The following is a 12,560-nucleotide window of genomic DNA, read 5'->3' on the forward strand; positions in this document are numbered from 1 at the left end:
GGCCCGGGAGTATCCTAATTGGGCATTTCAATAACAAAGGACAGTCTGACAGGGCAGGCCGTCGCGAAAGGTATTATGAGTTCTCTTGTAGGTCATCAAATACAACAATCCGAAAAAGTGAAAACCATGGTTCAAGATCTTGTGAACGAAGTCACAAAGTTGAACTCTCAATTGTCTGGCATCCGTGCGCCGATGGACGAATTTAAAGGTGCGGGAAAACAAAAAATCGATCTTGCTGGTCAATTCCGTGGTCGCCCTTTGCACTATCCATACATGGGCACAGGTGCGGGGCGTGGACCTTACGTAGAGCTTGAAGATGGAAGCGTGAAACTGGATTTGATCAACGGCATCGGTATTCACTTGATGGGTCACGCAAATCCTCGCGTGATGGCAGCAGCCGTGCGCGGTTCTCTTGCCGATATTTTGACTCAAGGAAATCTTCAGCCAAATAACGAATATCGTTTGTTCACAGAAAAAATCGTGAAACTCGCAAGCAAAAAAAGCCGCATGAAGTATGCTTGGATTGCAACATGCGGAACGATGGCGAATGAAAATGCTTTGAAGCTTTCTCGTCAAAAAAATTCTCCAGCAAGATTCGTGATGGGATTTAAAGATGCTTTCGCGGGTCGTTCAACTATGATGGCCGAAGTGACAGACAACCCGGCTTACAAACAGGGTCTTCCTGAATACAACGAAGTTTTGCGTGTGCCTTTCTATGACAAGCGTGATCCACGTTCAGGTGAAAAAGCTTTGAACGTGATGAAAGAGCACGTGGCAAAACATGAAGGCAATATTTCTGTTTTCGGTTTTGAGCCGATGTTGGGTGAAGGTGGTTATCAAGCCGCGCCTCGTGAATTCTTCGTTCCACTTTTAGACTTCTGTAAATCAAAAAATATCGCGATCTGGGCGGATGAAGTCCAAACTTTCACTCGCACGGGTGAATACTTTGCGTTTGAAACTTTGGATATCGGTCAGTACATCGACATCTGTACGATTGCTAAGACTGCGCAAATCGGCGCCACAATTTACACTGAAGAATACAATCCAAAACCAGGATTGATCGCAGGAACATTCTCTGGTTCGACTCCATCACTTTGTGCAGGCATGGAGATGCTTGATATGTTGGGTGAAGGTTATGTCGGTCCGGATGGACGTATTAATCAAATTCACCGTCGTTTCATCGATGGTATCAACCGTCTAAATGAAACTACTTGCAAAGGTATCGCACAAGATGCAGGCGGTATGGGTTTGATGGTGGCTTTCACTCCACTTGATGGAAAAAAAGAAACTGTGAACGCATTCTTGAATAAACTTTATGCCAACGGCGTGATTGCTTTCCCTTGTGGTAAAGATCCTGTTCGCGCTCGTTTCTTGATTCCAGCGATCATCCAAGACGCCGACATTGATATCGCGTTGAAAGTGATCGAAAAGACTTTGCTTGAAGGAGTCTAGTTGGATTTCATCGAAGCTTGCCGCCAACTGATAGCTATTGATAGCACGCCTACTCACGGCAATAGAGATATTGCGAAGTGGGTGGCGGCTTTTTGTCGGCAAAAAGGGTTGCACGTCGAGGAACAAGAGGAAATCGTCGGCGACCTGCTTCAGGTGAATGTAATCGCTCGCCCGGTGGCCGAGAGACCTGATGCTGAGTTCTTATTGCAAACACATTTAGACACAGTGGATCCCGGTCCTTTTTCTTTATGGACGGAAACCGGAGCTAATCCTTTTGATGCACACATCATTGAAGGCAAGATTCACGGTTTAGGTGCAGCGGATGTAAAGTTAGATTTTCTTTGTAAGCTCGAAGCGATGGCGGCTTTCGTGAATCAAAAGAGCTGGCGCTTACCTCCGGTGCTTGTCGGGACTTTCGGTGAAGAGTCTGGCATGCAAGGGGCCCTTAAGTTGATTCGTAAAAACAAAATTGCCGCAAAAATGGCACTGATCGGTGAGCCTAGTGATTTGAAAGTGATCAACGCAGCAAAAGGCTACGCGAGTGTTGAAATTCGCATACCGTTTTCTGATGAAGAGATGCACTATCGCCATGAACACAACTTGCGTGAAAGTACTTCGACTCAATCCAAGCTCTTCCGTGGAAAGGCGGCGCACTCTTCCACGCCTCACTTAGGTGAAAGTGCCATTGCAAAAATGTTGGAATATCTAATGATGCTTCCGGATTCTGTGAACATCATGGAGATGGATGGTGGAAACAACTTTAACACTATCCCAAGCCATGCCTTTTTAGAAATCGATATGCTGACGCAGATTAAAAATCCGATCTCGAAGAAGGTTTCTAACATTTATCGCGCGGTCAAAGAGCTGGAATTAGAGTTCTTGGATTACAAAGATAATGATTTTCATCCAAGCACTCCCACTTTGAATATTGGCTTGATAAGAACAAATGAAGACGACGTTCAGATTTCAGGAACGTGTCGTATTCCACCTATTATCTCGCATGAGATCTATGAAGGTTGGATGGATCGTTTGCGTCGCGTGTGTGAAATGAATGGCGCAAGTTTCCGTGTGAATGATTATAAAAAACCTTTTCGTACAGAGATGAATTCTATCTTGGTGAAGGGGTGTCTTGATGAACTTCGAGCGATGGGTTTAAGTGACCGACCTATCACGCAGGCTTCGACAAACGAGGCCAGTATTTTTTCGCGTATCGGAGTAGAGTGCGTGTGCTTTGGTCCCGGAATCAGGGAAGGCAATGTGCACACCACTCAGGAACACGTGGCTTTAGAGGATTTAGATAAAGCCATTACTTTCTATAAAAGGGTCATCGAAAGGTTTTGCGTATGAGTTTTATAATCCGACCCGTTCAGTATGATGACTTAAGTCAGCTCGTCGATTTGGCGAAGCAGTTTAATTTGCTTAACCTGCCCGGAGACAAAAAAGTTATCAGCGAAAAGATTGAGCGCAGCGAAGAATCCTTTGCGGGAAAACTTCCCAAGCACAAGACGGAATATATTTTCGTCGTTGAAGATGTGGAAGAGAAGTTGGTTGTCGGAAGTTCTTTAGTAATCGCGAAACACGGTACAGAAGAAGTTCCTCATAGCTTTTTTAAAATCTTTAAGCGTGATCACTTTTCTCAAGATCTTGGTATTGGCTTTATCCATCAAGTTTTGCGCTTTCAATTGGACTTTGACGGCCCAACAGAAATCGGAGGACTTCTTGTCGATAAAACCTATCGTCGTCGTCCCGAAAAACTTGGAAAGCAAATCAGTCTTTCGCGCTTTTTGTATATGGGCCTTCACCGCGATAAATTTGAAGATCGTGTCTTGTGTGAGCTGACTCCGCCATTGACCGATGAAGGGCGTAGTGAATTCTGGGAAGCGTTAGGCCGCAGGTTTACGGGACTACCGTACCAAGAGGCGGATCTCCTAAGTCAGTCTCACAAAGAGTTTATCGAAAGTCTTTTTCCGCAAGACGATATTTACTTGGCTCTTCTGGATGCGAAAGCTCGTTTAGTTTTAGGTCGCGTGGGCGAAGCGACGAAGCCCGCGCAACATCTTTTAGAAAGTATCGGCTTTAATTATTTAGACGAAGTTGATCCATTTGATGGTGGACCTCATTACGGCGCTAACACGGAAGATATTTTGCCCATTAAATACGGCAAGCGTTTGAAGGTCGCTGAATTTAAGGACGCCGCTTATAAGGAACAAAATCTTGTGGCGGCAACAGGTGAAGAATTCAAAGCCTGCCTGGCTTCCGTAGATATTCGTGGCCAGGAAATCGGAATTGCACCGATCTCAAGACAGCTCTTAGGCGTTGAGATTGGCGAAGAAGTTTATGTAGCTCCATTTAATTACAACAGAGGGAAATAAAAATGAACACCACCCTATTTGACGTTAAATACAAAGGTGATTTTATCAACAACCGTTTCGTTCCTGTGACGAAAGGGGATGGAGAGTTTAAAGACATCAGTCCTTCGGACCTGAATGACCTTGTTATGACTGTGCCGTTTAAGCATGACCATATTGACGAAGCCTGTGTGGCGGCGAAGAAAGCTTATCCGGGCTGGGCGACGTTGCCAATGAATGAGAGAAAAAGCTACTTGATGCGATTGAAAGAACTTTTCGATGCGCATGCAGAGCAAATGGCGCAGATCATTTCTCGCGACACGGGTAAACCTTCTTGGGAGGCGATGACTGAAGCGAAAGCTCTCGGCGCAAAAATCGATATCACTCTTAACCACTCACTAGCGCTGATCGCGGACGAAAGAATTCCCAATGCCCTTCCCCAAGTGGAGGGTGTGATTCGTCACCGTTCTCGTGGTGTGATGGCAGTCGTGGGGCCTTTCAACTTCCCTGCGCACTTGCCGAATGGTCACATTATCCCAGCTTTGATTGCTGGAAACACGGTGGTCTTTAAACCTTCAGAACAAACTCCAGCCGTGGGTCAATTCATGGCTGAAATTTTTGAAAAAGCGCAATTCCCTCCCGGGGTTTTCAATTTAGTTCAAGGTGATGGAGCTTCGGGCGGCCGCTTGGTCGCTAATGAGCACGTCGATGGAATCTTATTCACGGGCTCTTACGAAGTAGGACTTAAAATCAAGCAAGAGACTTTGACTCACTATTGGAAGATTTTAGCTCTTGAAATGGGTGGTAAGAATGCCACGGTTGTGTGGGAAGATGCAGATTTAGACAAGGCTGTTTACGAAAGCCTTGTGGGCGCCTATATGACAGCAGGTCAACGCTGCTCTTGTACGAGCCGAATCATTCTTCATCCAAAAATTGCTGAAGAGTTTACGGAAAGATTCTATCAAGCTGCGAAAAAGCTGACGATCGGTCACTGGAAAGAAAACACTTTCATGGGTCCGCTTATCAATGCAGCGGCGGTTGAAAAATACATCCGCTTTCAAGAAATTGCGAATCGTGAAAATGCAGAAAGCTTGATGCGCGGTAAGTTGTTGGATCTCAAACATAAAGGTTACTATGTGACTCCAAGTATTCACTTGGTGAAGAAGTTTGATGCCAACAGCGTTTATCAAAAAAGTGAAATCTTCGGCCCGAACGTCGCAATCTATCAAACGGATGACTGGAATCACGCAATGGAAATCGTGAATTCGATCGGCTACGGTTTGGTGATGGCGCTCTTTTCGAAAGATAAAGCTCTTTATGAAGATGCTCTTTTCAAAGCGCGCGTGGGCTTGTTGAATTGGAATCGTACAACGAACGGTGCAAGTTCTCGTTTGCCATTTGGTGGTTTTGGAAAATCTGGCAATGACCGTCCTTCGGCGCATTTTGCAATTCAATATTGCACAATGCCGGTGGCAAGTCTTGAGGACCCAACTGCATTTGATCCGACAAAAGTTTTGCCGGGCATGAATTTGGATATGAAATAATGAAAAAAACTATTTTGGTTTTTAGTTTGGCTATTGTGGCTTTGCTTATCGCTGTGGGCGGAGGCTTGGCTTATGTTAGCTATAATTTCTTAAACACGCCTCCTAGCACGACAGCTTCAGATGTGGTGTATGAGGTAACTCCGGGATCAGGTTTTAACACCATCGCGAATGATCTAGAAAGAAAAGGCATTGTTCGCAACGGCTTCTTCTTTTCAGTATATGCTCGCTTTAAAGGTGATCGCTCCAAACTCAAAGTGGGCGAATACCTTTTAAGAACAGACATGTTACCAGCCGAAGTCCTTGCAACAATCACCTCTGGAAAGAGCATCGCGCGGAGTTTTACGGTTAGCGAAGGCCTTAGCATTTACGAAATCGCTGATCTTTATGAGAAACAAGGATTCGGCACAGCGACTGAGTTTTTGGGATTGGTGAGAGACCCGGCTTTTGTGAAAAGCCTTTTAGGAGAAAATCAAGAAACACTTGAAGGTTATCTTTTTCCTGAGACTTACATGTTAACGAAGTACACGGATGCTCGTGCTCTGATCACGAACATGGTGAAGCGCTTTTTATACGTCTATGAAGAAGTTCTAGCGCAAGCGACAGTCATGGGTTGGAAGCGCCATCAGGTAGTCACTTTAGCAAGTATCATTGAAAAAGAAACGGGCGCTCCTGAAGAACGTTCATTGATATCGTCCGTCTTTCACAACCGTTTGATGAAAAAAATGCGTTTGCAAACGGACCCCACAGTGATCTACGGAAAAGCCGAGCGCACCGGAAAAATTGAAATCAACATCACACGCGCGGATTTGACGACGCCGACTCGATACAACACCTATGTGATCTACGGGCTTCCGCCAGGTCCTATTGCGAATCCGGGAAGAGAAGCTTTATTGGCTGCACTGAGACCCGAGACGAGTGACTACCTCTTTTTCGTCAGTCAGAACGACGGAACTCATGTATTTTCTTCTGACTACAAAGGACACTCTGCGGCCGTTCAAAAATTTCAGCTCGACCGTAAAGCACGCGAAGGTAAGTCCTGGAGAGATTTGAAAAAACGCGAACTTACTCCAGCCAAAAACTAGTTTTCGTTTCTTAGGATTTCGCAACCGTAATGAAGCATTGCCTTACGCAGTTTGACCAGTCTGCGTAGGGCCTGTATCTCTTGTACATGTCGGATAATTCTAATCACGGCTCTCTGGAACTGGAAGTTCGCCGTATAGATCTTCTTTACAAACAAAATATCGCCGGAATGCTGGCAATATTTTTTAACACCGTAGCTTTTGCGACGGTGACGTGGGGATCGCTTTCACCGACATTCATCGTTATCTGGTTTTCGGTTCTAAATCTTTCAGCACTCGCGCGTTTTTTTGCCTATTATCGTTGGAATAGCGCTCGGAATTCCATTCGCAGTTTCGAAGAAACTCGTCCATGGCTCTATTTCATGTTCACATCACTGTTTATTTCAGGATGTGGGTGGGGAGCTATCGGCTTAGTTTCCCACACAGGAACTTTGCAGCAGCAAGTTTTAACTGCGCTCTTGGTGTCGTGTATGGTGGCTGGAGCTCTTGTCACCTACGTATCATCGCGATTGGCGATGGCCTGCGTGATAGTCCCTGCCATGCTTTTATGGGGAACGGGAACTTTCATTTCCGGGGCCGAGTTTTCAATGTTGATGGGGACTTTAATTATTCTTTATTCAGGTCTTTTGGTTCTGATTGGTAAAAACCTGAACCTTGCCGTAATGAAGTCTTTGTCACTGGATGTGCTTCGCAAAGAAAGAGATCTGCATGAAGCGGCCAATAGAGCAAAATCAGTTTTTCTTGCCAATGCCAGCCACGAAATTCGCACACCACTTTCAGCCATCTTAGGGTTTTCTGAAGCCCTGTTAAGAAGTGAAACTTTAAGCGAGCAGAATCGTCACGACGTGCAGGCGATTCATCGTCAAAGTAATTACATGGTTTCGCTTGTAAATGATCTTTTAGATTTATCAAAAATTGAAACCAACCGCCTTTATATTCAAAAAGCGCCGATGTCGCCGATTCGTGAAATCGATGAGTCTTTGTCAGTGATTCGCCCCGTGGCGGCAGAAAAAAAGGTGAAGGTTGAGGTTAAATATCTGAGCCTTGTTCCAGAAAGCATCATGGCCGATTCAGTGCGCTTTCGTCAGGTCCTTATCAATCTTCTGACGAACGCGGTGAAGTTTACCTCTCAGGGCTCGGTTGAAGTTTTGGTGAATTTTACTAGCGACATTCATCACCAGGGAACTTTAAGTATCACAGTCAGCGACACCGGTCTTGGAATGGACAAGCTGACTCAGCAAAATCTTTTTCAGCCTTTTGTGCGTGGGGAACACCCGGATGTGCAAAGGGTTCAAGGTTCGGGTTTAGGATTAGCACTTTCATTAAGTCTGATGAAGATGATGGGAGGAGATTTGCGCCTAGTGTCCTCCGCCCTTGGGCATGGAAGTACTTTTGAAATGTCGATGAAGCTTGGAAATTCGCAAGAACTTCGTTTGATTAAGCCTGAGCATCCTAAAATGATTTTTCAGGAAAAGATTAAAGTCGCCAAAGAGGCTGAATTCCTTAAAGGGCGTCGTGTTCTAGTGGTGGATGACTCTGTGGATTTACGAGTCTTAATGAAAAGATTCTTAAGTCGCTCGGGAGCTGAAGTGGAAACCGCAGAAAATGGCGCGCAGGCGGTTGAATATGCCTTAGATAAAGCCTTTGATGTCATTCTTATGGATATAAAAATGCCGGTCATGGATGGTTATCGAGCAACCTCTTTACTTCGCGAAAAAGGCTATCGTCACCCGATCGTCGCATTGACGGCGCAAGCCAGTGTCGATGGACAACAAAAATCTTATGAGCTTGGCTTTGACGGTTATTTGAGTAAACCCGTTGATATGAATCTGCTGAGTGAAATTCTTCGCCGCTCAGAAACGATCAACTGATTACTTTGCTTCGAAACCTTCCGGAGCCGTCACTCGATCAAAAGATTTTGTCACGGGATTGAAACGGAAAATGTTTAGACGTGGCACCATTTGATCGTCGTAGGTCGGTGCTACGATCTCTAGGCTTCCATCTTTATCGACGTCTGTTAACGCCAGATTCGTCGCATTTCCCTTAAATAAGAAATACCCATCGCGGTTTTCAAATAACGGCAGCTTCGCAAGAAGAACCATTTCTCCGCCTTCATTTTGTGAGAACACTTCCACACTTAAAGAGTTTTTACTCTGAATTTTTAAAACCGTGACCCTAGGACCTTCAGAGGAAAGTGATCCGCTCACTTTCGCAACGATGTTTCGCTCGGAGGAAAGAAAGGCATCTTTCACTTTATTGCGGAGGGATGGCACTACGGCGACGGTCACTAGAGCCATTGCTACCAGGGTCAAAACGGCCATCAGTACGAGTTCTTTGTTTTTGAATGTGGTATCAGAGGAAGTCATCTTTAAAGTCTGCCATAAAAGTCATTGAATGAAGAAGCAGAAAAGGAATAAGATTCTACTGGTTTCCAGGCCTTTGACCGAGGAGTTAATGTGGCACAGTTGATTGTTTCTAAATTTGGTGGAACTTCAATGGGAGATGCGGAGTGCATGCTTCGTAGTGCGGAAGTCAGCTTTCGCCAAGGTTCCAGTCTTGTAGCGGTATCAGCAACCTCTGGCACAACAAATGATCTGATTGCATTGGGTAAAAATGCCGAGTCTCAGGCGTGGGCGGAGGCGGAAAAAATCCTTTCCAAAATCCAAGATAAGCATATCAAGATCGCCAAAGACCTGAAGATTTCCGAAGGCTCTCAGAAGAAACTAGAAACTCTTTTTGAAGAAATGAACTCCATCGCTAAAGGGGTTCATTTGCTGCGCGATTGTTCCGTGAAAGCTATGGATACTTTAATGAGCTTGGGTGAAAGAATGTCATCGGTGCTTTTCACGGAAGCCATGGGCCAAGTACTAAAAAAACATTCTTCTTTGAAGACGGCAGAACTGTTTGATGTCCGCCAGGTTTTACGCACAGATGACTCTTTCGGGAAGGCTAAGCCTATCACGACGGAAGTAGCCGCTCTTTGCCAAAAGCATCTGGGATTTTTGCGTCAAGGCCAAAAAGTCATCGTCACTCAAGGTTACATTGGTATGACTGAAGAAGGTGTTACAACGACTTTAGGTCGCGGTGGTAGTGACTATTCAGCGGCGATTCTTGCTGAAGGTGTTTCGGCCGACGTTTTAGAAATCTGGACGGATGTAGCTGGTATCGCGACAACGGATCCGCGCATTTGCCCGAAAGCAAAGCCCATCAGTGAAATTTCCTTTAAAGAAGCTTCAGAGCTTGCGACGTTCGGAGCTAAAGTTCTGCATCCTGCAACTCTTTTGCCGGCAATCCGTAAAAATATTCCTGTCTTTGTTGGATCCAGCTTCGATCCCGAAGCACGTGGCACGTGGGTTCGCAAAGATGTGAATGACCTTCCATTGATTCGCGCGATGGCTCTCAGAAAAAAACAAGTCTTAGTGACTTTATCCACGCCGGAAATGTTGCACGCGCATGGTTTCTTGTTTCAGATTTTTAAAATTTTCAATGATCATAAAGTCAGTATCGATGCGATCACGACATCTGAAATTTCCGTCAGTGTGACTCTGGATGATTCGACTCTTTTGAATAAAAAATTGATTGCAGACCTTTCACAAATTGCAGACGTGCAGGTCGAAGAGAACCTAACTTTAGTGTCTTTAATTGGAAACAACATCAATCATACTCCAGGCCTAGGTAAAACCATTTTTGATGCAATTTCAGATATTAACGTACGCATGATTTGTCTCGGTGCAAGTAAACACAACTTCTGCTTCTTGGTGAACGAAGAGCAAAGTACAGACGCCATTCGTCGTTTGCACGAGACATTTATTGAAGCTGGAACAGAAGAGATGGCGTAATGAACAAAGAAGAGTTTTATCAATTACTAGAATCCCGCAAGTCGATCCGTAAATATAAAACGGATGAAGTGCCTAAAGAGATCATCGAAAAAATTCTGATGGCGGGAATGCAGGCGCCTTCAGGAAAAAACCGGCAAAACTGGCGCTTCTTTGTCGTCACTGGAAAGAAGCGTGACGAGTATTTATCTTATTCCCAAAAATCCTGGTTGGGCATTAAAGACATCCTTTCACAAAGACTGAAACCTTCATTGTATCAGTTCACGGAAAGATTCTTTTATACCTTAGGCGATGCTCCGGTGATTATCTTTGCTTATTCTCACAACGATTCGGAAGAGCGCTACCACACAAGTATCGGCTCTGTGTACATGGCTGTGGAAAACATGAATCTAGCGTGTTTGGTCGAGGGCTTAGGTTCTTGCACTATGGGTGCACCCTTAGAAATCAAAGACGATGTGGATAAGTTTTTAGGTGTGGATAAACTTCCGGAATACCAGCGAGGGGAACTTGAGCTTCTTTGTGCGATGGTGTGTGGGTATCCTGATCACAATCCTCCGAAAGCGCCACGCCAGCTTGAAGGCCGTGTGACCTGGTTAGAATAAAGGGATAACCAGTGCTTGATCTGTACTGGTTTTAGACAGTCCTTCCTTTTTTTCCATTACAGAAATGAATAGGGAAAAGTAAAAAGCCTTCGCTTATCTTGTGCGCTCTTAAAAAAATTAGGAGAACGTATGAAGAAGCTAATGTTTGTTATGCTTTCGGTATTTCTGGGAATAACGGCATCTGCACGTAGTATTATTCCGACTCCCACTTTCGAAGAAGCAACGATCAATGTGTGCCCGAAAGGTATCGTTGGTTGTGCTCACACTATCAATCTTGATGGCAAAAAATTTGCGATGGCGATTGATGAAGATTCTCGCGATGCTGAGCAATCCATCAATGCTTTGATTGGCGCAAACCAATTCCACAAGATTCGCAAAACGCAACCTTTCACAGTTCGGGGCTATTTCATCGAAAAAGGTGTTTTCCCGAACCCAACGGTGAAAAGAACGGTGTTTGTGATTCTTGAGGTCTCAAACGTAATAAGTCCCAAATAGTTCAACTCCCCCAAAGATGAACGGAAGGCCTCTTACGAGGCCTTTTCTTTTTCCGCCGCCATTGCCAGATCCAATACATTCGTTATGAACGCCTAAGCCCATGAAATAAGGTCATTTTTTAAAAACTCCAGTATCCTTTTCATTACGATTTTGCTATATCCGTCGACCTATGAATCCAGTTCAAGCCCTTAAGACGAACCCGTTTGTTCTTGCCCCTATGGCAGGGATTACGGATCACGCCTTCCGTACTTTCATGAAAAAACTTGATACCAGTGTTGTCGTCACCGAACTGGTGAGCGCTAACGGCATTGAATACAAGTCCGAGCGTACGATGAAGTTGATGAGTTTTGATGAGTCGCAAAGACCTATCGGAATTCAACTTTTCGGAGAAGAACCAGAAGTCATCGCTCGTGCGGCTCAAGTAGCCGAAGCGGAAGGGTGTGACTTTGTTGACTTGAACTTCGGTTGTCCAGTACCGAAAGTAGTTAAAAAAGGCGCGGGTTCCGCGATGCTAAAGGATCCGATTCAGCTGCAAAAAGTTTTGTCTGCAGTAAAATCCGCGATCAAGATTCCTTTGACGATTAAAATCCGTACGGGATGGGATGCGAACACTCGTAATGCCATCGAGGTTTGCAACATCGCTTATAACGAAGGCATTGAGTGGGTGGCCATTCATGGTCGCACTCGCGCCCAAGGTTATTCTGGTTTAGCTGATTGGGATTTTATCACCGAGGTGAAAAACCAAGCGAAGCTTCCTATCCTGGGAAATGGAGACATTCTCACACCTCGTCAAGCCAACCTAAGACTAGAACAGTCGGGCTGTGACGGCGTTATGATCGGTCGTGGTTGCCTTAAAAATCCATTTATTTTCATGGATGCGCTTTCAATGTGGCGTGGGGAACCAGTTAAGAACGTCAAACGTGACTTTGTTAGCTTATTCCAGGGTCTGGAACGTGAGATTGTGGCGCATTGTGATGCTCATATCACAGGTATTCAATTGAGAAAGTTTGCAGCTTGGTTCTCAACAGGTTATCCTGGAGCCGCACAGTTCAGAAAGAATCTTTTCCAATCCAAAAGCAACGAAGAGATCATGACTTTGGCGAACGAATTCTTCGCAGGCATCGGTGAGACCGAGCAGGAAGATCAAAGCCAAGACGAGTTCCTAATGGGAGGCCACGGGTAGCCGTGAGCCTGACAAAAAACT

General features: G+C 45.1%; 11 protein-coding genes. 10 read left to right on the forward strand and 1 reads right to left on the reverse strand.

Features of this window, described 5'->3' with window-relative positions; translation table 11 throughout:
- Positions 1-75 precede the first annotated feature (75 nt).
- The 6 genes from ACLWBD_RS00655 to ACLWBD_RS00680 all read left to right on the forward strand — a co-directional run bounded on the left by ACLWBD_RS00655 (position 76) and on the right by ACLWBD_RS00680 (position 8,294).
- Positions 76-1,452: an aminotransferase class III-fold pyridoxal phosphate-dependent enzyme gene (locus ACLWBD_RS00655; RefSeq protein ID WP_063205952.1), complete on the forward strand. Its 1,377-nt coding sequence runs from the start codon at positions 76-78 to the stop codon at positions 1,450-1,452.
- A complete protein-coding gene (locus tag ACLWBD_RS00660; RefSeq protein ID WP_413569200.1) occupies positions 1,453-2,799 on the forward strand; it encodes a M20 family metallopeptidase in 1,347 nt (448 codons plus the stop codon).
- Complete coding sequence (locus ACLWBD_RS00665; RefSeq protein WP_063205956.1) at positions 2,796-3,824, forward strand: arginine N-succinyltransferase; 1,029 nt, start codon at positions 2,796-2,798, stop codon at positions 3,822-3,824. The genes ACLWBD_RS00660 and ACLWBD_RS00665 overlap by 4 nt, the downstream gene beginning before the upstream one ends.
- A gap of 2 nt (positions 3,825-3,826) precedes the next feature.
- A complete protein-coding gene (locus tag ACLWBD_RS00670; protein ID WP_063205959.1) occupies positions 3,827-5,344 on the forward strand; it encodes a succinylglutamate-semialdehyde dehydrogenase in 1,518 nt (505 codons plus the stop codon).
- Positions 5,344-6,426, forward strand: a complete 1,083-nt coding sequence (gene mltG / locus ACLWBD_RS00675; protein WP_413569201.1) for an endolytic transglycosylase MltG — start codon at positions 5,344-5,346, stop codon at positions 6,424-6,426. Before ACLWBD_RS00670 ends, mltG begins: the two co-directional genes overlap by 1 nt.
- An 86-nt stretch (positions 6,427-6,512) precedes the next feature.
- The gene (locus ACLWBD_RS00680) at positions 6,513-8,294 is read left to right on the forward strand and encodes a response regulator (RefSeq protein ID WP_063205962.1); all 1,782 of its coding nucleotides are present in this window, start codon (positions 6,513-6,515) and stop codon (positions 8,292-8,294) included.
- Here the strand turns inward: ACLWBD_RS00680 and ACLWBD_RS00685 are convergent, their stop codons facing one another.
- The gene (locus tag ACLWBD_RS00685) at positions 8,295-8,789 is read right to left on the reverse strand and encodes a hypothetical protein (RefSeq protein WP_413569202.1); all 495 of its coding nucleotides are present in this window, start codon (positions 8,787-8,789) and stop codon (positions 8,295-8,297) included.
- Positions 8,790-8,879: 90 nt separating this feature from the next.
- On the opposite strand from ACLWBD_RS00685, the gene lysC reads away from it, so the two are divergent.
- The 4 genes from lysC (at position 8,880) to dusB (ending at position 12,539) form a co-directional block, all read left to right on the forward strand.
- Entirely contained in the window at positions 8,880-10,262 is a 1,383-nt protein-coding gene (gene lysC, locus ACLWBD_RS00690) for a lysine-sensitive aspartokinase 3 (protein ID WP_063205966.1), read from the forward strand.
- Positions 10,262-10,861 carry a nitroreductase family protein gene (locus ACLWBD_RS00695; protein ID WP_063205967.1) on the forward strand — a complete coding sequence of 200 codons (600 nt, stop codon included), beginning with the start codon at positions 10,262-10,264 and terminating at the stop codon, positions 10,859-10,861. The genes lysC and ACLWBD_RS00695 overlap by 1 nt, the downstream gene beginning before the upstream one ends.
- 129 nt (positions 10,862-10,990) lie before the next feature.
- A complete protein-coding gene (locus ACLWBD_RS00700; protein WP_413569203.1) occupies positions 10,991-11,356 on the forward strand; it encodes a hypothetical protein in 366 nt (121 codons plus the stop codon).
- Between the two features lie 169 nt (positions 11,357-11,525).
- Complete coding sequence (dusB, locus tag ACLWBD_RS00705) at positions 11,526-12,539, forward strand: tRNA dihydrouridine synthase DusB (RefSeq protein WP_413569204.1); 1,014 nt, start codon at positions 11,526-11,528, stop codon at positions 12,537-12,539.
- Positions 12,540-12,560: the final 21 nt, after the last annotated feature.

The sequence above is a fragment of the Bdellovibrio sp. HCB117 genome (assembly GCF_047305915.1).
GTDB lineage: Bacteria > Bdellovibrionota > Bdellovibrionia > Bdellovibrionales > Bdellovibrionaceae > Bdellovibrio > Bdellovibrio bacteriovorus_B.

Excerpts from the sequence above, each read along its gene's own strand:
- ACLWBD_RS00685 (WP_413569202.1), bottom strand. The coding sequence starts at position 8,789 with ATGACTTCCTCTGATACCACATTCAAAAACAAAGAACTCGTACTGATG.
- ACLWBD_RS00670 (WP_063205959.1), top strand. The coding sequence starts at position 3,827 with ATGAACACCACCCTATTTGACGTTAAATACAAAGGTGATTTTATCAAC.
- mltG (WP_413569201.1), top strand. The coding sequence starts at position 5,344 with ATGAAAAAAACTATTTTGGTTTTTAGTTTGGCTATTGTGGCTTTGCTT.
- ACLWBD_RS00700 (WP_413569203.1), top strand. The coding sequence starts at position 10,991 with ATGAAGAAGCTAATGTTTGTTATGCTTTCGGTATTTCTGGGAATAACG.
- dusB (WP_413569204.1), top strand. The coding sequence starts at position 11,526 with ATGAATCCAGTTCAAGCCCTTAAGACGAACCCGTTTGTTCTTGCCCCT.
- ACLWBD_RS00665 (WP_063205956.1), top strand. The coding sequence starts at position 2,796 with ATGAGTTTTATAATCCGACCCGTTCAGTATGATGACTTAAGTCAGCTC.
- ACLWBD_RS00680 (WP_063205962.1), top strand. The coding sequence starts at position 6,513 with ATGTCGGATAATTCTAATCACGGCTCTCTGGAACTGGAAGTTCGCCGT.
- ACLWBD_RS00655 (WP_063205952.1), top strand. The coding sequence starts at position 76 with ATGAGTTCTCTTGTAGGTCATCAAATACAACAATCCGAAAAAGTGAAA.
- ACLWBD_RS00695 (WP_063205967.1), top strand. The coding sequence starts at position 10,262 with ATGAACAAAGAAGAGTTTTATCAATTACTAGAATCCCGCAAGTCGATC.